Here is a 19,639-nt window from a genome sequence, read left to right as displayed (position 1 = left end):
CCGCACCGGCGCGCCCGATAACGTGGTACCTGCCGGCATCGCCGTCGCGGCACCGGCCACTGTCACTTGAAAAGGATCACGCCATGAAGACCTTGATGTCCGCCACCCTCCTCTCCGCCCTCTGCATCGCGCTGCCCGGCCGGGCCAGCGCGATGCCGCCCGCTGCGCCGACGGCTTCGCAGACGCTCGCCTCCAGCGCACCCGCACGGGTGTCATCGCAATCGGCATGGAATGCCCCGCAAGCCGCGCCGCTGACGCGTGCGCAGGTCTACCGCGAACTCGTCCACGCCGAACGCGACGGCCAGCTCGCGCAACTCAATCGCGAACTCTATTCGCACTGACCGTACGCAAGCGTGCGTGCCGTGCGGCGCGCGGCACGCGCGGCGCGATATCGCGCCGTCACCTGCCCGTGTCGAACCGGAACCCGAATCGCGCAACCGTTTCGATCCGCGCGGAGAACGCATGCGCGGCCAGCTTGCGCCGCAACCGCACGACCAGCGCATTGACCGTTTCGGGTTCGATGTCTGCGTCGCCCCATGCATACCGCAGCACGACATCGCGCCCGACCGGCCGTCCCGATTCGCGCAGCAGGCATTCGACGAGACGGAATTCCCGCGCGCTGAGCGCCAGCCGCCTGCCGGGCTCCTCGAGTGCGCGTGTCGCCGCGTCGAGCCGGACCGATTCACGCTTGTCGATCGCACCGGCGCGGCGCCACAGCGCGCGCAGCCGCTCGTGCAGTTCAACGAACGAACACGGGTGGGCAAGACATACGTCGCAGCCGGCCTGCAGCATCCGCGCCCGCTGCGCGGGTGTTGCGCCGGTGACGATCGCGGCGATCGTCGCGCCGCCGGCCGAGACGGCGAGTCGCGGCAGTCCGGCGAGGATCGCCGGGTCGGCCGCGGCATCGGGCGCAGCAATCACGACGGCATCGAACCGGTCCTGCGTCGCCGCGAAACAGCCGTCGCGCCATCCGTCGACGCGTTCGACCCCGTGCATGCTTTCGCGAAATGCCTTGTCGAGCCGCGCGGCCTCCGGGGTCGGCGGCGCAATCAGCAGGATGCGCATCGATCGTTCTCCTGCGCGGTCATGCGAGCGAGCGCGGCCAGCATTCGACCGTGATCGCCGCGCCGGCCGGCTGTGCAGCGCCGATCCGCAGCGCGAAACCGTGCACGCGCATCACGGCCGACACGATGCTCAAGCCGAGCCCCGACCCGTTCACATGGCGCGTGCGCTCGCCGCGATAGAAGCGTTCGAGTACCGCGTCGCGCTCGCCGGGCGGAATGCCGGGACCGGTGTCCTCGAAACGCACGAGCGGGCCGTTCGCGGTCGTGTGGAGCACGACGCGCACGCGACCGCCCGGCGGCGTGAACTTGATGGCGTTGTCGGCGAGATTGCTGAACGCCTCGAACAGCAATGCGCGGTCGCCATGAATGCCGTCGACCGATGCCGCATCGAGCATGAACGACACGTCGGCGGCTTCGGCCAGCGGTTCATAGAGTTCGCACACGTCGCGCAGCAACGCCGCGACGTCGACCGCGGCAAAGCCGCCGCGCCGACTCAGTGTGCCGATCTCGGAGATGCGCAGCATCGCGCGAAAGCGTTCGAGCAACCGGTCGGTTTCGTCGCGCGCGCAAGCCAGCAGCGCCGCCGACGCAGGATCGTCCGCGCAGAACGGCTGGTCGGCCAGCCGCGCCAGCATCGTGTGCACGCGTGCGAGCGGTGTGCGCAGGTCGTGCGCGATGCCGTCGCAGGTATGGCGCACCTCGCCCATCAGCCGCTCGACTTCGTCGAGCATGTGGTTCACCAGATGCGCGAGCAGGTCGAGTTCGTCATAGCGGCCGACCGGCAGCCGCTTGCCGAGATCGCCTTCGGCGATCTGCCGCGTGACGCGCCGGATCGCGGCGACGCGGCGCATCTGCCGCATGCCGAGCATGCTGCCGCCCGCGATACCCGCAATCAGGATCATCACGCCGCCGATCACGAGCCCGCGGATCGCGACATCGCGGATCTGGATGAAATGCGACAGGTCGCGCGCGACGACCAGCGTCATTCCGTTGTCGCGGCGCACGGCCATCGCACGCGTGATCGGCGCGGGCTGGCCGTCGAGCGGCGCGAGCGTGCGGTTCAGCGTCCGCCCCTGGCGGTCCGCGCGCAGCGCGGGCGGCGTTGCGATGTCGCCGGCCACGCGGTGCCCGGCCGCGTCGAACAGCCCGTAGAAACTCGTATGCATGTGCTCGTGCTCGAGCCGCCGGTGGATCGCGAGCGGCAGCTCGGCATCGGGGATCGAATCGAAATAGATCAGCTGCCACGCGAGCACCTCGTCGGTGTCGCGCGCCATCGTGTGCGTCGCCGCCACGTTGATCACGCCCGCGAGCAGCAGCAGCGACACCGAGAAGATCGCCGCATACGCGCACAGCCAGCGAAACGTCGTCGTATGCCAGCGGCGCGTGAAGTTCGCCGCGCGAGCCGCGTCCATTCCCGCCTCCGTCACGCGAGCATGTAGCCCGAGCCGCGCACCGTCTGGATCATCGGTTGCGCGCCGGGCGGATCGATCTTCTTGCGCAGCCGGCCCATGTGGACGTCGATCAGGTTGGTGCCGGGATCGAAGTGATAGCCCCACACGGTCTCGAACAGCATCGTGCGCGTGATGGTCTGGCCCGCGTTGCGCATCATGAATTCGAGCACGCGGAATTCCGTCGGCAGCAGCGGAATCTCGTCGCCGCCGCGGCGCGCGCAGCGCGAAATGAGGTCGAGTTCGAGCGCGCCGACTTTCAGCAGCGTCTGCTGCGGCACGCCCGATGCCTGCCGGCGGCGCAGCAGCACCTCGATGCGCGCGCTCAGCTCGCCGGAATCGAACGGCTTCGTCAGGTAGTCGTCGCCGCCCGCGCGCAGCCCGCGGATGCGCTCGTCGACGTCGCCGAGCGCGCTCAGCATCAGCACCGGCGTATCGATGCCGACCGTGCGCATCGCGGTGAGGATCGCGAGGCCGTCCGCGCCCGGCAGCATCCGGTCGAGCGTGATCGCGTCGTACGATGCGCTCATCGCGCGCATCATCCCGTCGCGGCCGTTGTCGATCCAGTCGACCTCGAACCCGCGCGCGGTCAGCTCGCCGACGATCTCGTTCGCGGTCACCGCATCGTCCTCGACTGTCAGCACTCGCATGGTTGTCCTCGCAATGAACGTCACGTCGGGCGCACACGATGCGCCCGCGACTATCGTAGGCGACGCGGCCGCCGTCCGGCGTTACATGAAAAATGCTTCATCCGGCGCCGCGGCAAGCGCGCGTGAAACATGTTTCATCCGTGCGTCGCCCGCTCCGCCGTGCGCGCCGCCTACGCTGACGTCCTGCGGCATCGGGCCGCGAAACCAGGAGCTACCGGATGAAACTGTCGACCACCGTCGCCTGCATGCTGCTCGCATGCGCCAGCACCGCCGCCTTGGCGGGACCGCACCTCACCCCGCAGGAATGCAACGCGTACCCGTTCGTTCACACGGGCCGCGACGTCACGCATGCGGACCTCGTGCGCGAGCTGACCGAGCTCGAACAGGTCGGCTACGATCCGGCGCACGCGAGCCCCTACTACCCCGACGATCTCGACGGCGCGAAGCATCGGCTCGCCGCCGAATACCGCGCGGACTGCACGCATGCGCTGACGGCCGACGCGGGCGTGCAGCACTGAGCGCACGGCCGCGCGCAACACGGCCGGGGAGAAACGAGAAAGGCGGCACTTGCGTGCCGCCTTTTCTTCATGAACGCGCATCGATGCCGACCGCTGCGCCGCGATGCCGCTCAGCGCGACATCATGTTCATGCTGACGTTGTGCATCACCCACAACGTGCCGACGATCAGGATCGCCGCGGTCAGCACCGTGTAGCTGAACGCCATCACGTTCCAGCGCTGGCCCGACGAGCCGTTCATGTGCAGGAAGTACACGAGGTGCACGACGATCTGCACGAAGGCGAGCACGGCGAGCGCGATCAGCGACGCATGCGGCGACAGCACGCCGCCCATCACGAGGCCGAACGACGCGGCCGTGAGCAGCACCGACAGGATGAAGCCGGCGACGTAGCCGCCGACGCTGCCGTGCCCTTCTTCGAGTTGAGACGAATGCGAATGGGCCATTTAGATCACGCTCGCGAGATAGACAAAGGAAAACACGCAGATCCACACGATGTCGAGGAAGTGCCAGAACAGGCTCAGGCACGTCAGGCGCCGCAGGTCGCGATCGGTCAGGTCGCCGCCGCGGAATACGATCTGCCCGGCGAGCACGATCATCCACAAGAGGCCGGCCGTCACGTGCAGCCCGTGCGTGCCGACCAGCGTGAAGAACGCCGACAGGAACGCACTGCGCTGCGGGCCCGCGCCTTCGGCGATCAGGTGCGAGAACTCGCGCAGTTCCATCGCGAGAAACGCCGCGCCGAGCGCGAACGTCACCGCGAGCCACGCGAGCAGCGCGCCGCGGCGCTGCTTGTATGCCGCGAGCATCGCGAATCCGTACGTGATGCTCGACAGCAGCAGCGCGGCGGTTTCCACCGCGACGCCCGGAATGTCGAACAGCTCCTTCGCGGTCTGGCCGCCCGCATACTGGTGGCCGAGCACCGCGAACGTCGCGAACAGCGCCGCGAAGATCACGCAGTCGGTCATCAGGTACAGCCAGAAACCGAACACCGAATGCGACGGCGGATGGTCGTCGTGCTCGAGCAGGGTTGCGCTCAAGGTTTTCTGCAACATCAGTTGGCCTCCAGTTCCACGTCGTCGACGCGCGCGGCCACGCGCTGCGTCGGCTGCTTGTCTTCGATCTTCCGCACCGTCGACGCGGGGATGTAATAGCCGTCGTTATCGCGCGAGCTGTAGATCACGAGCGTCGCGATGATCCCGACGAGCCCGCCGATCGCCATCCACCAGATGTGCCACACCAGCGCGAAGCCGAGCACCAGGCTGAAGATCGCGATCACGAGGCCCGCGCAGGTATTCGACGGCATGTGGATGTCGCGGAACGTTGCCGGGTTCGGCCGGCCTTCGCCGCGCGCCTTCATGTCGGCGTACGCGTCGAGCGTGCGCACCTGCGGGATCACCGCGAAGTTGTAGTCGGCCGGCGGCGACGAGGTCGCCCACTCCAGCGTGCGGCCGCCCCACGGGTCGCCCGTCGTGTCGCGGTACTCGGGCAGGTGGCGGTTGCGGATGCTGACCACCAGCTGCAGCACCTGGCACGCAATGCCGATCGCGATCAGCACGGCGCCGAACGCGGCGACCAGCAGCCAGGGATGCCAGGCCGGGTTGTCGTAGTGGTTCAGGCGGCGCGTCATGCCCATGAAGCCGAGCACATAGAGCGGCACGAACGCGACGTAGAAGCCGATCTGCCAGAACCAGAACGCGGCCTTGCCGAGCTTCTCGTTCAGCTTGAAGCCGAACGCCTTCGGGAACCAGTAGTTGAAGCCCGCGAGATAGCCGAACAGCACGCCGCCGATGATCACGTTGTGGAAATGCGCGATCAGGAACAGGCTGTTGTGCAGCACGAAGTCCGCGCCCGGAATCGCCATCATCACGCCGGTCATGCCGCCGAGCGTGAACGTGACCATGAAGCCGATCGTCCACAGCACGGGCGTCGTGAATTCGATCCGGCCGCGATACATCGTGAACAGCCAGTTGAACACCTTCACGCCGGTCGGGATCGCGATGATCATCGTCATGATGCCGAAGAACGCGTTCACGTTCGCCCCCGAGCCCATCGTGAAGAAGTGATGCAGCCACACGAGGAACGACAGCACCATGATCGCGCAGGTCGCGTACACCATCGTCTTGTAGCCGAACAGCGGCTTCTTCGCGAACGTCGCGATGACTTCCGAGAAGATCCCGAACGCCGGCAGGATCAGGATGTACACCTCCGGGTGGCCCCACGCCCAGATCAGGTTCAGGTACAGCATCGCGTTGCCGCCGGCTTCGTTCGTGAAGAAGTGCATGCCGAGGTAACGATCGAGGCCGAGCAGCGCGAGCGTCGCGGTGAGGATCGGGAACGACGCCATGATCAGCACGTTCGTGCAGAGCGCGGTCCACGTGAACACCGGCATCTTCATCAGCGTCATGCCGGGCGCACGCATCTTGATGATCGTCACGAAGAAGTTCACGCCGGTCAGCAGCGTGCCGACGCCCGAGATCTGCAGCGCCCACAGGTAGTAGTCGACCCCTACCCCCGGACTGAACTGCAGCTCCGACAGCGGCGGGTACGCAAGCCAGCCCGTCTGCGCGAATTCGCCGATCACGAGCGACACGTTGATCAGGATCGCGCTGACGGCCGTCATCCAGAACGACAGCGAGTTGATGAACGGGAACGCGACGTCGCGCGCGCCGATCTGCAGCGGCACGATCAGGTTCATCAGGCCAACCATGAACACCATCGCCATGAAGAAGATCATGATCACGCCGTGTGCCGTGAAGACCTGGTCATAGTGGTGCGGCGGCAGGTAGCCGGGCCCGTTGTACGCGAGCGCGAGCTGCATGCGCATCATGATCGCGTCGGCGAAGCCGCGCAGCAGCATGATCAGCGCGACGATGATGTACATCACGCCGAGCCTCTTGTGGTCGACCGTGGTCAGCCATTCCGTCCACAGCCATTTCCACCGGCCGGTGATCGTCAGCGCGGCGAGAATGCCCAGCACGACCAGCCCCATGAAGGCGCCTGCCCCCATGATGATGGGCTGGTCGAACGGGATCGCCGAGAGTGTGAGTTTGCCGAACATGCGTTACCCCTTCGTGCCGCAGGCGGCGTCCTTCAGGTCGAGGACGTGGCCATCGTTGTATTTCGCGATGATGTTGTGGAAGAGCCGCGGATCGACCGACGAGAAGTAGCGCACGGGCGCCTTCTCGCTCGGTTGCGCGACGGTGCCGTACACGGTCGCGTCGAGCCGGTCCGGCGACGCCTTCACCTTCTGCACCCACGCATCGAACTGCTCGCGCGGCTCGGCGAGCGTGCGGAACTTCATGTCGGAGAAGCCGCGGCCGCTGAAGTTGGCGGACGTGCCCGCGTAGTTGCCGGGTTCGTCGGCGATCAGGTGCAGGCGCGTCTGCATGCCGGCCATCGCGTAGACCTGGCCGCCGAGCTGCGGGATGAAGAACGAGTTCATCACCGAATCCGACGTGATGCGGAAATTCACCGGCGTGCCCACCGGAATCGCGAGCTGGTTCACCGACGCGATGCCGAGTTCCGGATAGATGAACAGCCACTTCCAGTCGAGCGCGACGACCTCGACGTCGATCGGCTTCACCGACGACTCGAGCGGCTTGTACGGGTCGAGCTCGTGCGTGGTCTTCCACGTGAGCACGCCGAGGAACAGGATGATCAGCGTCGGCACCGTCCAGATCACGACCTCGATCGCGGTCGAGTGCGACCAGTTCGGTGCATAGGTGGCGTTGCGGTTCGATGCGCGATAGCGCCACGCGAACCACAGCGTGAGCAGGATCACCGGCACGACGACGACCAGCATCGCCCAGGTGGACGTCGCGATCAGCGCCTTTTCCGCGGCGCCGACGCTACCTTTCGGATTTAGTACATCTAAATTACAGCCTGACAGGCTCAACGCCGCGCCGATTGACATCAGCGCCGACCAGCCTCTTGAAGCTTTTCTTTTCATCACACAGCCCGAGGGTCATTGAATCCGTTTGCGTATGCCCGATGCGCATTCGATCCACGAAAGTGGCCGAATCATACGTCGCGCGGGTGTGATGAAAAACCGGTGGATGCGGCAAATCATCATTGCAGAATCTGCCGTGAGTCACATTGTCGCGGGGCAATTTCACGCAGGCGGAAGCGGGCCCGGCACGCGCCGTGCCGGACCGCGATCGATGCGCGCGCAACGAGCCGGACCGCCGTGCGATGCGGCCCGCTCGCGCGGCTCGACGTGCCGCGATCAGTCGTGCGTCGACGCCATGTACGAAGGCGGCGTCGGCCCCGTGCCGTCCCCTGCCGGCACCTTCGAATGGCTCGCTTCCTGGATCAGCCTGCCGACGGTCGGATCGATCGCGTCGGTGAACGGCTTCGGATCGATGCCGATCGCCAGCACGATCAGCGCGAGCGACGCGAACATCACGATCTCGCGACGGTTCAGGTCGGCGAGCTTCGCGATGCCCTGGCTCGCGACCTTGCCGAACACCACGCGCTTGAGCATCCACAGCGTGTACGACGCGCTGAGGATCAGCGTCAGTGCCGCGATCGCGCCGATCCAGAAGTTGAAGCGGATCGCGCCCATGATGACCATGAACTCGCCGACGAAGCCCGACGTGCCCGGCAAGCCCACGTTAGCCATCGCGAACAGCACCGTGAAGGTCGCGAAACGCGGCATCACGCCTGCCACGCCGCCGTATGCGGCGATCTCGCGCTGCTTCGTGCGATCGACGAGCACGTTCACGCACAACAGCATCGCGCCGGCGACGAAGCCGTACGACACGAGCTGAACGATCGCGCCTTCGACGCCGATCCGGTTGAACAGGAACAGCCCGAGCGTGACGATCCCCATGTGCGCGACGGTCGAGTACGCGAGCAGCTTGCCGAGATCGGTCTGCGCAAGCGCGATCAGGCTCGCATAGATGATCGCGAACAGCGACAGCGCGATCACGGCCGGCGCGAAGAAGTGGCTCGCATCGGGCGTGATCGGCAGCGCGAAGCGCAGGAACCCGTAGCCGCCGAGCTTGAGCATCGCGAGCATCAACGCGGCGCCGGTCGGGCCGTCGGTGTAGACGTCGCTCAGCCACGTGTGGACCGGCCACATCGGCACCTTCACCGCGAACGCCGCGAAGAAGCCGAGGAACACCAGCAACTGCGGCGCGAAGCCGAGCTGCAGCGTGCGCCACGCGGCCATGTCGAACGTATGCGACTGCGCGTACAGGTACAGCATCGCCATCAGCAGCAGCAGCGAGCCGGCGAACGAAATGAAGAAGAACTTCACGGCCGCATATACGCGGCGCTCGCGGCCCCATGTGCCGATCAGCAGGTAAAGCGGGATCAGCGTCGCCTCGAAGAAGATGAAGAACAGCAGCCCGTCCTGCGCGACGAATACGCCGACCATCAGCCCCGACAGGATCAGGAACGATGCGTAGTACTGCGCGACGCGCACCGTGACCGATTCCCACGATGCGATCACCACCACGAGCGTCGTGAAGGCGGTCAGCACGACGAGCCACAGCGACGCGCCGTCGATGCCGACGCGCCACCCGGAATTGAACGCCGCCAGCCAGTCACGGCTTTCGACGAACTGCATCGCCGACGAATGCGCGTCGAAGCCGGCGACCAGCGGGACGACGGCTGCGAGTCCCACGATCGCGCCCGCAAGCGCGATCAGCCGCGTCCGGCGCGGGTGACGGTCGGAACCGGCACGCAGCAGGCACGCGCCGAACAGGATCGGAGCCCAGATGGCCAGGCTCAGGAAGGGAAAATCATGCATGTCAACAGGGCCTTGATGAGGTCGCGCTCTGCATCGGGGACAGGCGAGACGAAAGGAACGAAATCGAATCGACAGGTAGATTTCGTGAATCGCCAGTGTTGGCAAAATGTAAAGCGACATCACGGACAAACTTGATGTCGCTCAAACGCGATCGGGTTAACCAGCATAAGGCGATTGATTATTTTCTGCAGCGCAGCAGAGCATCAATTTTCCGTTCCGGCGCATGACGCTGATTTTATTAAGTAATTTTTTGTATTGCGCGTCACGGCGAACCACGAAAAACGACGCAATGCCGCATTTTTGGCGTCGGCGTGTCGTTTCTCGGGGCCTGAACAGGATGATCGAGGTCAGCTAGGTCAACGAGGCAGTATCTCGTTTTTCCTTACATCGATACTTACATCGATATTTCAGATCGCCGGCGAATGGCCACCCTGCCCGCCCGGCGTCGCGGCAGGCATCGCATCGTTCATGTTCCCGGCCGTCAGCGCTGATGACTCAGCCGATCCCAGACGCGCATCGTCACCGCGCGATAGTGGTCGTGTTGTGCGGGGAAATGAACGAAGCGGCTGTCGCGCGTCGCATAGATCGGCGATGACGCAAGCGTCGTCGCGTCGACGATATGGCGTGCGTCGATCATGCCGGATTCCAGCAGCTCCACGTAGATCGCCTGCTGGTCGCCGCCGCTCGCGTAGACCGACGACCGATCGTCGAAGCGCTCGATGCGCGCGCAGATGCGCTCGACGAGTTCATGCATCGGCGCCACGTTGCGCACGCCGATCATGCATGAGTTGATCGCCCAGGCCGTGTGATCGGTACCGATCACGAAGTCGCGGCCGTCGATCACGCTGTCGATGGCCTGACGCTGGTCGATCGCCAGGATGTCCGCATCGACCCAGAACACGAATTCGTGATGCGGCAGATGTTCGCGAATCAGATGCAGCTTCGCCCAGTTCGCGTCGATGCCGCCCGGCAGGAACGCGGGTGCCTCGCGATACGTGTGGTACGCATAGCCGTGCCGCGTGCAGTAGCGGACGAAGTTCTCCTCGTGGAGATCGCCATAGCCCGCGACATGCGACGTATGCAGGCTCACGAACGCAATGCGTGCGTGCGGATTCACCTGCCGCTCCGCCTCGCGCGTTCGCTGCTGCGCGGCGCGCCAGTCGTCCAGCGCGCGCGGGTGATCGCCGCGCTGGTACCGCTCGGCATCGTCGACGAGCGCGACCACGTAGCGGAAGTCGTAATCGGCCGCCGGCACCCAGGTACCGCCCACCGCCTGCCACTCGGGCGCATGGTGCGCGACGAGCGGCCGCGCGCCGACAAGCGAATCGATCGCGACGCCGTCGCTCCAGACCGTCTGGGCCGACGCGAAATGGCCGTTCGCGAGCCGCACATCGAACGGCAGCGGCGGAAAGTGCTCCGCGAGCAGCGTCGCCTCGCACGCATCACGCCGCTCCGGAAGGCGCATCGCCCATTTGCCCAGCTCGAGTGCGAGCCTGCGCAATCGCTCCCGCACGTCGGGCACGTTGCGGAAGATCATGCCGCTTGCGGCGGGCAACGGCGACTTCGACGTCTGCGTGGTGACGATTGCGTCGTAGCCGTGCGCGACGTCCGGCAGCGCGTGCGGATCGAATACGACGGAGAACGGATCGAGCACGAGCAGCCATGCGCCCGGCTCCATCGCGACGAGCTGCGCGATGATCGCGTGGTACTTGTGCAGGATCGGCTGGCGCTCGCCGTACACGTGCATGCTGTCGACTGTCGCATGCCGGTAGCCGTGCAGCTGCGCGTAACGTGCGTGGTTGTCGACGAGTCCGTCGACAGGCCGATGAGAGAGGAAAGTCAGGACTGCATGCGGGCTTGCCAAGAGCGTCACCTTGAGTTGCGCCGGACGATACGCGATATGTAGCGCATGACGGGGGCTCAAGTCGAGCAATCATTGCCGCGGGAAAAGAAAAAGCCCCGCAAGTCCGAAAACTTGCGGGGCTTTGTCACCGCTTTTGGCGGAGACGGAGGGATTCGAACCCTCGATCCAGGTTTTGGCCCAGATGCTCCCTTAGCAGGGGAGTGCCTTCGACCTCTCGGCCACGTCTCCCAAACTTTCGCTCGCACCAGGGAGGCAGTGCGACGAGAACGAGATAATATAGGGTTTCGAACCGCGCGTCAAATTCCGTGATGCATTTTCTTCAATGCATCACGAAAAATTCACGATGTCTGGTCGAGTTCGAATGCCTTGTGCAGCGCGCGGACGGCCAGCTCCATGTATTTCTCGTCGATCAGCACCGAAATCTTGATTTCGGACGTCGAGATCATCTGGATGTTGATGCCCTCTTCCGACAGCGTGCGGAACATCTTGCTCGCGACGCCCACGTGCGAACGCATGCCGACGCCGACGACCGACACCTTCGACACCTTCGGGTCGCCCTGCACGCGCTCGGCGCTGACATGGCCCTTCACCTGGTTGGTGAGGATGTCCATCGCCTTCTGGTAGTCGCCGCGGCCGACCGTGAACGTGAAGTCGGTCTTGCCTTCGACGCTCTGGTTCTGGATGATCATGTCGACGTCGACGTTCGCGTCGGCGACCGGGCCGAGGATCTGATATGCGATGCCCGGCTTGTCGGGCACGCCCATCACAGCAATGCGTGCTTCGTCGCGCTGGAACGCGATGCCGGAAATGACTGCCTTTTCCATGGTCTCGTCTTCTTCAAAAGTAATCAGGGTGCCCGAGCGCATTTCTTCGTCGAGCGGAATCAGCGGATCGGTCAGGCTCGACAGCACACGCGTCTTCACCTGGTATTTGCCGGCGAATTCGACCGAGCGGATCTGCAGGACCTTCGAGCCGAGGCTGGCCATTTCCAGCATCTCTTCGAACGTCACGCGATCGAGGCGGCGCGCCTCTTCGACGACGCGCGGGTCGGTCGTGTAGACGCCGTCGACATCCGTGTAGATCAGGCACTCTTCCGCGTCCAGCGCAGCCGCGACCGCCACCGCCGACGTATCGGAGCCGCCACGGCCCAGCGTCGTGATGTGACCGTCCGGATCGACGCCCTGGAAGCCCGTGATGATCACGACCTTGCCGGCGTTCAGATCGGCCTTCACGCGCTCGTCGTCGATCGAATGGATGCGCGCTTTCGTGAACGCGCTGTCGGTCTTGATCGGCACTTGCCAGCCGGCGTAGCTCACGGCCTCGACGCCGATTTCCTGCAGCGCGATCGACAGCAGGCCGACGCTGACCTGCTCGCCGGTCGACGCGATCATGTCGAGCTCACGCGGGCTCGGCTGGCTCGAAATCTCTTTCGCGAGACCGAGCAGACGGTTGGTTTCGCCGGACATCGCCGAAGGCACGACCACCATCTGGTGCCCGGCCTGATGCCATTTTGCGACGCGTTTCGCGACGTTCTTGATGCGCTCGACCGAGCCCATCGAAGTGCCGCCGTATTTGTGTACGATGAGTGCCATTGTCGTTCTGAACTGGAGGAGAAACCGCACGGGCGCGCTGGGCAGGCCGCGTAGCCGTTCGGTCACGCGGCTTGTGGCTGTGGACGGACGACGAGGGGGACGGCTGGGACGCAACACGCAAGCGTGGCGGATTTTGCCCGGAAGGCCGATCAGGCCGCGCAAACCGGGTACGTCACGCGGAAAACCTGCACAAAACGCTCAAAAATCGAGCCGAGCAAACGACCGAGCGTACCCGATAGACGCCCGCTTGACAAGCCGCTCGCCGTGTTGACGGCCGTTCCGGCGCTGTTTACCAAATGGTGAAAATGGGCGCGCCATCGCGCCGCCGGAAGCCTGCTTGCCGCTACGCGACCAGCAGGTCGGGACGCCATTCGATCCGGCGCCAGGCGCCGTCGCCGGCCGTCTCGCTGTCGAACATGCCGACATCGCGATTGATGCCGAGCCGCGGCACGTAGATCAGCCGCTCGCCCGCGAACAGCAGCGGCACGTCGCGCTGCCAGGCCGGCACGCCGCGCTCCTGGAACAGATTCTTCAGCGTGCGGCCCGGCCCGCCCGGCGACGTGCGCATCCGCTCGCCGCCCGCGCGGGCGCGTGCCGCGAGCCGCACGCCGCGCAGCAGCGCCTCCGGCACGGCGTCGGCACTCCCCGCCGCGGCTTGCGCGAACACGTAGGTGCCACGCCAGCCCGGCAGGTGCCACACGTCCTGCCCGTCCCACGCGAGCGCCGCCTCCGGGTGCGGCGAGCCCGTGCCGTCGTCGGCCGGTTCGCTGCTGTCGCCCGCTTCCCAGTAGACGACATCGCGATAGAGCCGCAGGCACTGCCCCGCGTGATCGACCCGCAGCGCATGGGCGTCATGCGCGGCGCGCAGCTGCCGCATCATGTTGGCGAGCCGCGCGGCCGACGCCCCCGGCAAGCCGAGCCGGCGCATCCAGAAGCGCAGCAGGTTCGCACCGCGCGTGTCGTCGAACGCAACCAGCGCGTCGCGCGACAGCGCCTGCCCGTCATCGCGCGCGGCGGCGGCGAAATCCAGTTCGGCCAGATCGTCGAGCAGCCGCTGCGCGGCGGCCGCATGCTGGGCCGCGCGACCGAGTGCGTCGCGAAAACCGGGAAAATGCACGGCCAGCGCCGGCAGCACGTCGATGCGCAGTGCATTGCGCGCATAGCGCGTGTCGCCGTTCGATTCGTCGTCGATCCAGGCGAGCGCGTGCTGCTCCGCATAGCGCTCGAGTTGCGCACGCAACAATCGCAGCAACGGCCGCACACGCTCGACGCTCACGCCGTCGGGGCGATAGCGCGGCGCCATCGCGGCGAGCCCGGCGATGCCCGCGCCGCGCAGCAACTGCAGCAGCACGGTCTCCGCCTGGTCGTCCGCATGCTGCGCGAGCCACAGCACGGCTACGCCGTGGCGTTCGCACATCGTGTCGAGCGCCGCGTAACGACGTTCGCGCGCCGTCGCCTCGATACCGAGGCCGCTGTCGCGCGGCACGTCGACGCGCATCGATTCGAATGCGACGCCGCGCCGGGCGGCTTCCGCTTCGGCATGCGCAACCCATGCGTCAGCGTTCGCGCTCAGGCCGTGATGCACGTGCAGCGCGACGCAACGCGACGCGCCCGCGACACGCACGGCCGCATCGAGCAGCACCGTCGAGTCGAGGCCGCCGCTGTAGGCGATCGCGATGCGCGCATCGGCCGGCAGGCCGGAAAGCGCAACGCCGACCGCGTCGAGGACGACGCGGTCGGCGGAGAATTCGGTCGGCGGGATCACGAGAGGAACGCGCGCGCAGCGGCGCGCGAATGGAATACGCAGCCGGTCATGCGCCGGGCGTGGTTTCCTTGAACTTGCCGTAGGCCATCAGGCGTTCGAAGCGGCGCTCGCGCAGCGCATCGATGCTCATGCCCTGGAACTGGCGCAGCGAATCGGCAAGCGCGCGGCGCAGCAGTGCGGCCATGCCCTTCGGATCGCGATGCGCGCCGCCGAGCGGCTCGTTGATGATCTTGTCGATCAGGCCGAGCGCCTTCAGGCGGTGCGCGGTCAGGCCCAGCGCTTCCGCGGCTTCCGGCGCCTTCGCGGCGCTCTTCCACAGGATCGACGCGCAGCCTTCCGGCGAAATCACCGAATAGGTCGAGAACTGCAGCATCATCACGGTATCGGCCACGGCGATCGCCAGCGCGCCGCCCGAACCGCCCTCGCCGATCACGGTCGTGATGATCGGCGTCTTCAGCTCGGCCATCACGTAGAGGTTGCGGCCGATCGCCTCCGACTGGCCGCGCTCTTCCGCGCCGATGCCCGGGTACGCGCCCGGCGTGTCGACGAACGTGAAGATCGGCAGCCCGAACTTCTCGGCGAGACGCATCAGGCGTTCGGCCTTGCGATAGCCTTCCGGACGCGGCATCCCGAAGTTGCGCGCGGCGCGCTCCTTCGTGTCGCGGCCCTTCTGGTGACCGATCACCATGCACGGATGACCGCCGAAGCGCGCGAGGCCGCCGACGATCGACAGGTCGTCCGCGAACGCGCGGTCGCCATGCAGTTCGTGAAAGTCGGTAAACAGTTCCGCAACGTAATCGAGCGTGTACGGACGCTGCGGATGCCGTGCGATCTGCGAGACCTGCCACGGCGACAGGTTCGCGTAGAGGTCTTTCGTCAGTTGCTGGCTTTTCTTCGACAGCCGCTCGATTTCTTCCGAAATATCGACAGCCGAGTCGTCCTGCACGAATCGCAGCTCTTCGATCTTGGCCTCGAGTTCGGCGATCGGCTGTTCGAAATCCAGAAACGTGGTCTTCATGTGTTCGAATCCTTGGGTCTTGCGGCAGCGCGTATTCTACCCGCGCGGGCGACGCTCAAAACCGGCTCTCAACTATTGATGTTTAAAACCCGATAGCCAACGCTCAGGCGTCGGTGTCGGGCGCATCGAGGCTGCGCCACATGTACCAGGTCGCGACGGTGCGCCACGGCTCCCAGTTCGCGGCGACTTCACGCGCCTCGCTGCGCGTGACGGGTTCCCCGCTGAAGTAATTGACGCTGATCGCGCGGATCAGGCCCGGGTCGTCGAGCGGCAGCACGTCCGGCCGCGACAGGTTGAAGATCAGGAACATCTCGGCCGTCCAGCGGCTGATGCCGCGGATCTGCGTGAGTTCCGCGATCACGTCCTCGTCGTCCATCGACGTCCATTTGTCGACGTGCAGCGCGCCCGATACGAAATGCTGCGCAAGATCGAGGATGTATTCCGTCTTGCGTTTCGACAGACCGCACGCGATCAGCTTGTCCGCGCCGAGCCGGATCACCGGCTGCGGCGCGAGCTTCGGACAGGCGTCCTCGATGCGCGCCCACAGCGACTGCGCGGACGGCACCGAAATCTGCTGGCCGACGACGGAGCGCGCGAGCGTGACGAACGGATCGCCGCGCTTCACGAGATGCGCGGGACCGAACTTCGGAATCAGTTTCTTCAGGATGCGGTCGCGCTTGACGAGGTCGGCGCACGCCTTGTCCCAATAGGCAGGACGCACGACGACCTCCTCGCCGTCCGCTTCGGACGCACGTGTCTTGCGGGCCGCGTCGGCGGCCGGCTGCGCAGCCGCCGGCTGCGCATGACCGTTCAGCGCGCCGTTCGGCGCGGCACGCGTCGCGTCCGTCTTCGCCGCCGGCACGCGCCTGGCTGCCGGACGTGCGGCGACCGCGGTCGCGCGCCTGACCGGCGCTTTTCTAGCCGTTGCCATCTTGCCTCCTACCTGACGGATCGGTCAGTGGAACGCATCGCGCTCATACGCGACGCCATTCGGTCGATCCGCCCGGTTTGTCTTCAAGTGCGATGCCGGCTTCGAGCAGTTCCGCCCGGATCCGGTCCGCTTCGGCATAGTCCTTCGCTTGCTTCGCCGCGACGCGCGCGGCGATCTTCGCTTCGATCTCGTCGGCCGCGAGCGCGCCCGCCTGCGCGGCGCCGGACGCCTGCTGCAGGAATGCGCGCGGTTCGCGGCCCAGCAGGCCGAGCAGGCCCGCCAGCTGTTTCAGCTGCCGCGCGAGCGACGCGTCGCGCGTACGATTCACTTCGCCCGCGAGCTCGAACAGCGTCGCCACCGCGACCGGCGTGTTGAAGTCGTCGTTCATCGCGGCCGCGAAACGCTGCGCATGCGGCTCGTTCCAGTCGAGCGCGAGCGAGTCGGCCTCGACGTCCTTCAGCGCCGTGTACAGACGCGTGAGCGATGCCCGCGCGTCGTCGAGATGCACGTCGCTGTAGTTGAGCGGCGACCGGTAGTGCGTGCGCACGATGAAGAAGCGCATGACTTCCGCGTCGTACCGCTCGAGCACTTCGCGGATCGTGAAGAAGTTGCCGAGCGATTTCGACATCTTCTCGTTGTCGACCTGCACGAAGCCGTTGTGCATCCAGTAGTTGACGAACGTCTGGCCGGTCGCGCCTTCGCTCTGCGCGATCTCGTTCTCGTGGTGCGGGAATTGCAGATCCTGCCCGCCGCCGTGGATGTCGAAGTGATTGCCGAGCAGCGAGCAGCCCATCGCCGAGCACTCGATGTGCCAGCCCGGGCGCCCCATCCCGTACTTCGAGGCCCACGACGCGCCCTCCGGATCTTCCGGCTTCGCGCGCTTCCACAGCACGAAATCGAGCGGATCTTCCTTCGCGTCGTTCGCGGCGACGCGTTCGCCCGCGCGGAGATCGTCGAGCGACTTGCCCGACAGCTTCCCGTAGTTCGCGAACTTGCGCACCGAGTAATTGACGTCGCCGTCGGTCGCCTGGTACGCATAACCGTTCGACTCGAGCGTCTCGATCATGCCGAGCATCTGCGGGATGAACTGCGTCGCGCGCGGCTCGATGTCGGGCCGCTGGATGCCGAGCGCACCTTCGTCCTCGTGCATCGCACCGATGAACCGGTCGGTCAGCGACTTGATCGTCTCGCCGTTCTCGACCGCGCGGCGGATGATCTTGTCGTCGATGTCGGTGATGTTGCGCACATACGTGACCCGATAGCCGATCGCACGCAACCAGCGCTGGACGAGGTCGAACACGACCAGCATGCGCGCGTGGCCCACGTGACAATAGTCGTAGACGGTGATCCCGCATACGTACATCCGCACTTCGCCTGACTGGCGCGGCACGAAAACTTGCTTGTCACGCGCGAGCGTGTTGTAGATGCGCAGTGATTCCATAGAGATGAACCGTGAGCCGAAGGAAACCGCCCTGGCGAAGCTCGCCCAGCATGCGACACGGACGGACCATCTGCTGCGGCACCGGGCCGAGCGTCCTCGTATCACATGGGGCGGTCAGGCTGCAAGCACAGCGGTGACGGCCACGAGAGGCTAAGAAAGACTGCCTGCCGCTCGCCGGAACGGGCAGACGTTTTGTTAGAATGGCTCGGAGTATAACATTCCGATTTACGCCTATGAAACCTCATCGCGGCCGCGCGCAGAGCGCTGCGACCCTCGTTGCGACCACCGTCATGGGCGTCGCGCTGACGCTTTTCGCGGTCCCCGCGGCGCATGCGCAGAAGGCCCCGGCGGTCGCCGACGGCACGCCCGAAATCGACGCGTCGATCGCCGGCAAGCAGTGGCAGCAGGCGCTCGCGCAGCTCGACACGCGCATCGCATCGAACCCGCGCGACGTGCAGGCGCAGTTCAAGCGCGGCACCGTGCTGGCCCGGCTGAACCGCGACGACGACGCGATCCAGCAGTTCGTCGCGATCACGCAGGCGTACCCAGAGCTGCCCGAGCCGTACAACAACCTGGCGGCGCTGTACGCGAAGCATGGCCGCTACGACGAAGCGCGCACCGCGCTCGTCACCGCGACGCAATCGAACCCGAGCTACTCGCTCGCGTACGAGAACCTCGGCGATCTCTACCTGCGTCTCGCGGCCGAGTCGTACAAGCGCGCGCAATCGCTCGGTCGCACGAGCGGCGCCACCGCGCAGCGCCTCGCCGATCTCCAGAAGATCGTGTCGCCGTCGAAAGCCGCACCGAATGCACGCGCGACGACGCCGGCCACGCGCGACTACACCGACCGCGCCGCCGCGAACGTGAGCACCACCACGCTGCCGATGTCGCCGACGTTCCAGTTCAGCGGTCCGTCGGGCGCACTGGCGGCGCCGTACGTCGCGCCGTCGCACTGAGCGGCGCGGCCTTCTTCCCCTCCCAACCTGAGGATCGCAATGAAACGTCTGTTGCTGGCGCTTGGCGGCGCCGCCCTTCTCGCGACCGCGCCCGCGTTCGCGCAATCGGCTACCGCGCACCCCGTCGTGCAGCTGAAGACCTCGCAGGGCGACATCCGCGTCGAGCTCTATCCGGAGAAGGCGCCGAAGTCGGTCGCCAACTTCCTCGATTACGTGAAGGCCGGCCAGTACAACGGCACGATCTTTCATCGCGTGATCAAGGGCTTCATGATCCAGGGCGGCGGCTATAAGACCAACTTCGAGGAGAAGCCGACCCGCGCGCCGATCCCGCTGGAGAGCCGCAATGGTCTGAAGAACCTGACGGGCACGATCGCGATGGCACGCACGAGCGATCCGAATTCGGCCACCGCGCAGTTCTTCATCAACACGGTCGACAACGGCGGCCTCGACTACCCGAACCCGGACGGCAACGGCTATGCGGTGTTCGGCAAGGTCGTGTCGGGTCTCGACGTCGTGAAGAAGATCGAAGGCGTGGCGACGACCTCGCGCGGCCCGATGCAGGACGTGCCGGCGCAACCGATCGTGATCGAATCGGCCAGCATCGTCTCGAAGTAAGAACCTGCCGGCACGTCCGGCG

Annotated in this window: 18 protein-coding genes, 1 tRNA gene and 1 pseudogene; 5 read left to right on the top strand and 15 right to left on the bottom strand. The window is 66.0% G+C overall.

Annotated elements, in window-relative coordinates:
* Positions 1–83: 83 nt before the first annotated feature.
* Positions 84–341: a DUF4148 domain-containing protein gene (locus tag U5798_RS17725; RefSeq protein ID WP_322082764.1), complete on the top strand. Its 258-nt coding sequence runs from the start codon at positions 84–86 to the stop codon at positions 339–341.
* A gap of 58 nt (positions 342–399) precedes the next feature.
* On the opposite strand, the gene U5798_RS17720 is transcribed toward U5798_RS17725, so the two are convergent.
* The 3 genes from U5798_RS17720 to U5798_RS17710 are packed head-to-tail and all read right to left on the bottom strand — an operon-like array spanning position 400 to position 3,162.
* Entirely contained in the window at positions 400–1,065 is a 666-nt protein-coding gene (locus U5798_RS17720) for a response regulator transcription factor (RefSeq protein ID WP_124455411.1), read from the bottom strand.
* A 19-nt stretch (positions 1,066–1,084) separates the two neighbouring features.
* Positions 1,085–2,476, bottom strand: coding sequence for a HAMP domain-containing sensor histidine kinase (locus U5798_RS17715; protein ID WP_322082763.1), 1,392 nt, complete (start codon positions 2,474–2,476; stop codon positions 1,085–1,087).
* Between the two features lie 11 nt (positions 2,477–2,487).
* Complete coding sequence (locus U5798_RS17710; RefSeq protein WP_124455413.1) at positions 2,488–3,162, bottom strand: response regulator transcription factor; 675 nt, start codon at positions 3,160–3,162, stop codon at positions 2,488–2,490.
* A 218-nt stretch (positions 3,163–3,380) separates the two neighbouring features.
* Between U5798_RS17710 and U5798_RS17705 the strand changes: the two genes are divergently transcribed.
* Positions 3,381–3,680 carry a DUF4148 domain-containing protein gene (locus U5798_RS17705; RefSeq protein ID WP_322082762.1) on the top strand — a complete coding sequence of 100 codons (300 nt, stop codon included), beginning with the start codon at positions 3,381–3,383 and terminating at the stop codon, positions 3,678–3,680.
* Between the two features lie 110 nt (positions 3,681–3,790).
* Here U5798_RS17705 and cyoD read toward each other — a convergent pair whose 3' ends face one another.
* The 8 genes from cyoD to U5798_RS17665 all read right to left on the bottom strand — a co-directional run bounded on the left by cyoD (position 3,791) and on the right by U5798_RS17665 (position 12,891).
* A complete protein-coding gene (cyoD, locus tag U5798_RS17700) occupies positions 3,791–4,123 on the bottom strand; it encodes a cytochrome o ubiquinol oxidase subunit IV (protein WP_011352504.1) in 333 nt (110 codons plus the stop codon).
* Positions 4,124–4,732 (bottom strand): cytochrome o ubiquinol oxidase subunit III, encoded by a 609-nt coding sequence (gene cyoC / locus U5798_RS17695; RefSeq protein WP_322082761.1) that lies wholly within the window; start codon positions 4,730–4,732, stop codon positions 4,124–4,126.
* Positions 4,732–6,738 carry a cytochrome o ubiquinol oxidase subunit I gene (gene cyoB / locus U5798_RS17690; RefSeq protein WP_124455415.1) on the bottom strand — a complete coding sequence of 669 codons (2,007 nt, stop codon included), beginning with the start codon at positions 6,736–6,738 and terminating at the stop codon, positions 4,732–4,734. The genes cyoC and cyoB overlap by 1 nt, the downstream gene beginning before the upstream one ends.
* Before the next feature lie 3 nt (positions 6,739–6,741).
* Positions 6,742–7,629, bottom strand: a complete 888-nt coding sequence (gene cyoA / locus U5798_RS17685; protein WP_309291166.1) for a ubiquinol oxidase subunit II — start codon at positions 7,627–7,629, stop codon at positions 6,742–6,744.
* 276 nt (positions 7,630–7,905) lie between these two features.
* Positions 7,906–9,435 carry an NADH-quinone oxidoreductase subunit M gene (locus U5798_RS17680; protein ID WP_322082760.1) on the bottom strand — a complete coding sequence of 510 codons (1,530 nt, stop codon included), beginning with the start codon at positions 9,433–9,435 and terminating at the stop codon, positions 7,906–7,908.
* 481 nt (positions 9,436–9,916) lie between these two features.
* On the bottom strand, positions 9,917–11,308 hold the full coding sequence (locus tag U5798_RS17675) for a hypothetical protein (RefSeq protein ID WP_322082805.1): 1,392 nt from the start codon (positions 11,306–11,308) through the stop codon (positions 9,917–9,919).
* A 125-nt stretch (positions 11,309–11,433) separates the two neighbouring features.
* A tRNA-Ser gene (locus U5798_RS17670) sits at positions 11,434–11,527 on the bottom strand.
* Positions 11,528–11,637: 110 nt separating this feature from the next.
* Complete coding sequence (locus U5798_RS17665; RefSeq protein WP_124455418.1) at positions 11,638–12,891, bottom strand: aspartate kinase; 1,254 nt, start codon at positions 12,889–12,891, stop codon at positions 11,638–11,640.
* Here U5798_RS17665 and U5798_RS37140 point away from each other — a divergent pair.
* Positions 12,874–13,162, top strand: a pseudogene (locus tag U5798_RS37140) (hypothetical protein). The gene U5798_RS17665 and the pseudogene U5798_RS37140 sit on opposite strands and share 18 nt — an antisense overlap.
* Positions 13,163–13,234: 72 nt before the next feature.
* Here U5798_RS37140 and tilS read toward each other — a convergent pair.
* The 4 genes from tilS to cysS form a co-directional block, all read right to left on the bottom strand.
* Complete coding sequence (gene tilS, locus U5798_RS17660; RefSeq protein ID WP_322082759.1) at positions 13,235–14,656, bottom strand: tRNA lysidine(34) synthetase TilS; 1,422 nt, start codon at positions 14,654–14,656, stop codon at positions 13,235–13,237.
* 46 nt (positions 14,657–14,702) lie between these two features.
* Positions 14,703–15,674, bottom strand: coding sequence for an acetyl-CoA carboxylase carboxyltransferase subunit alpha (locus tag U5798_RS17655; RefSeq protein WP_006478433.1), 972 nt, complete (start codon positions 15,672–15,674; stop codon positions 14,703–14,705).
* Positions 15,675–15,777: 103 nt separating this feature from the next.
* Positions 15,778–16,605 (bottom strand): DNA-3-methyladenine glycosylase, encoded by an 828-nt coding sequence (locus U5798_RS17650; RefSeq protein ID WP_322082758.1) that lies wholly within the window; start codon positions 16,603–16,605, stop codon positions 15,778–15,780.
* A gap of 43 nt (positions 16,606–16,648) precedes the next feature.
* Complete coding sequence (gene cysS, locus U5798_RS17645) at positions 16,649–18,046, bottom strand: cysteine--tRNA ligase (RefSeq protein ID WP_322082757.1); 1,398 nt, start codon at positions 18,044–18,046, stop codon at positions 16,649–16,651.
* A 233-nt stretch (positions 18,047–18,279) separates the two neighbouring features.
* Here cysS and U5798_RS17640 point away from each other — a divergent pair, with 233 nt between their 5' ends.
* Both U5798_RS17640 and U5798_RS17635 read left to right on the top strand, forming a co-directional pair.
* Positions 18,280–19,002: a tetratricopeptide repeat protein gene (locus tag U5798_RS17640; protein WP_322082756.1), complete on the top strand. Its 723-nt coding sequence runs from the start codon at positions 18,280–18,282 to the stop codon at positions 19,000–19,002.
* Positions 19,003–19,041: 39 nt separating this feature from the next.
* A complete protein-coding gene (locus tag U5798_RS17635) occupies positions 19,042–19,617 on the top strand; it encodes a peptidylprolyl isomerase (RefSeq protein ID WP_059233797.1) in 576 nt (191 codons plus the stop codon).
* The last annotated feature ends 22 nt before the right edge of the window (positions 19,618–19,639 follow it).

The sequence above is a fragment of the Burkholderia sp. BCC1972 genome, from assembly GCF_905339605.1.
Lineage (GTDB): Bacteria > Pseudomonadota > Gammaproteobacteria > Burkholderiales > Burkholderiaceae > Burkholderia.
Note: the sequence above shows the minus strand (reverse complement) of the source record. Positions and strands in the feature narration are given on the sequence as shown.

Excerpts from the sequence above, each read along its gene's own strand:
- U5798_RS17725 (WP_322082764.1), top strand. The coding sequence starts at position 84 with ATGAAGACCTTGATGTCCGCCACCCTCCTCTCCGCCCTCTGCATCGCG.
- U5798_RS17720 (WP_124455411.1), bottom strand. The coding sequence starts at position 1,065 with ATGCGCATCCTGCTGATTGCGCCGCCGACCCCGGAGGCCGCGCGGCTC.
- U5798_RS17715 (WP_322082763.1), bottom strand. The coding sequence starts at position 2,476 with ATGGACGCGGCTCGCGCGGCGAACTTCACGCGCCGCTGGCATACGACG.
- U5798_RS17710 (WP_124455413.1), bottom strand. The coding sequence starts at position 3,162 with ATGCGAGTGCTGACAGTCGAGGACGATGCGGTGACCGCGAACGAGATC.
- U5798_RS17705 (WP_322082762.1), top strand. The coding sequence starts at position 3,381 with ATGAAACTGTCGACCACCGTCGCCTGCATGCTGCTCGCATGCGCCAGC.
- cyoD (WP_011352504.1), bottom strand. The coding sequence starts at position 4,123 with ATGGCCCATTCGCATTCGTCTCAACTCGAAGAAGGGCACGGCAGCGTC.
- cyoC (WP_322082761.1), bottom strand. The coding sequence starts at position 4,732 with ATGTTGCAGAAAACCTTGAGCGCAACCCTGCTCGAGCACGACGACCAT.
- cyoB (WP_124455415.1), bottom strand. The coding sequence starts at position 6,738 with ATGTTCGGCAAACTCACACTCTCGGCGATCCCGTTCGACCAGCCCATC.
- cyoA (WP_309291166.1), bottom strand. The coding sequence starts at position 7,629 with ATGAAAAGAAAAGCTTCAAGAGGCTGGTCGGCGCTGATGTCAATCGGC.
- U5798_RS17680 (WP_322082760.1), bottom strand. The coding sequence starts at position 9,435 with ATGCATGATTTTCCCTTCCTGAGCCTGGCCATCTGGGCTCCGATCCTG.
- U5798_RS17665 (WP_124455418.1), bottom strand. The coding sequence starts at position 12,891 with ATGGCACTCATCGTACACAAATACGGCGGCACTTCGATGGGCTCGGTC.
- U5798_RS17655 (WP_006478433.1), bottom strand. The coding sequence starts at position 15,674 with ATGAAGACCACGTTTCTGGATTTCGAACAGCCGATCGCCGAACTCGAG.
- U5798_RS17650 (WP_322082758.1), bottom strand. The coding sequence starts at position 16,605 with ATGGCAACGGCTAGAAAAGCGCCGGTCAGGCGCGCGACCGCGGTCGCC.
- cysS (WP_322082757.1), bottom strand. The coding sequence starts at position 18,046 with ATGGAATCACTGCGCATCTACAACACGCTCGCGCGTGACAAGCAAGTT.
- U5798_RS17640 (WP_322082756.1), top strand. The coding sequence starts at position 18,280 with ATGAAACCTCATCGCGGCCGCGCGCAGAGCGCTGCGACCCTCGTTGCG.
- U5798_RS17635 (WP_059233797.1), top strand. The coding sequence starts at position 19,042 with ATGAAACGTCTGTTGCTGGCGCTTGGCGGCGCCGCCCTTCTCGCGACC.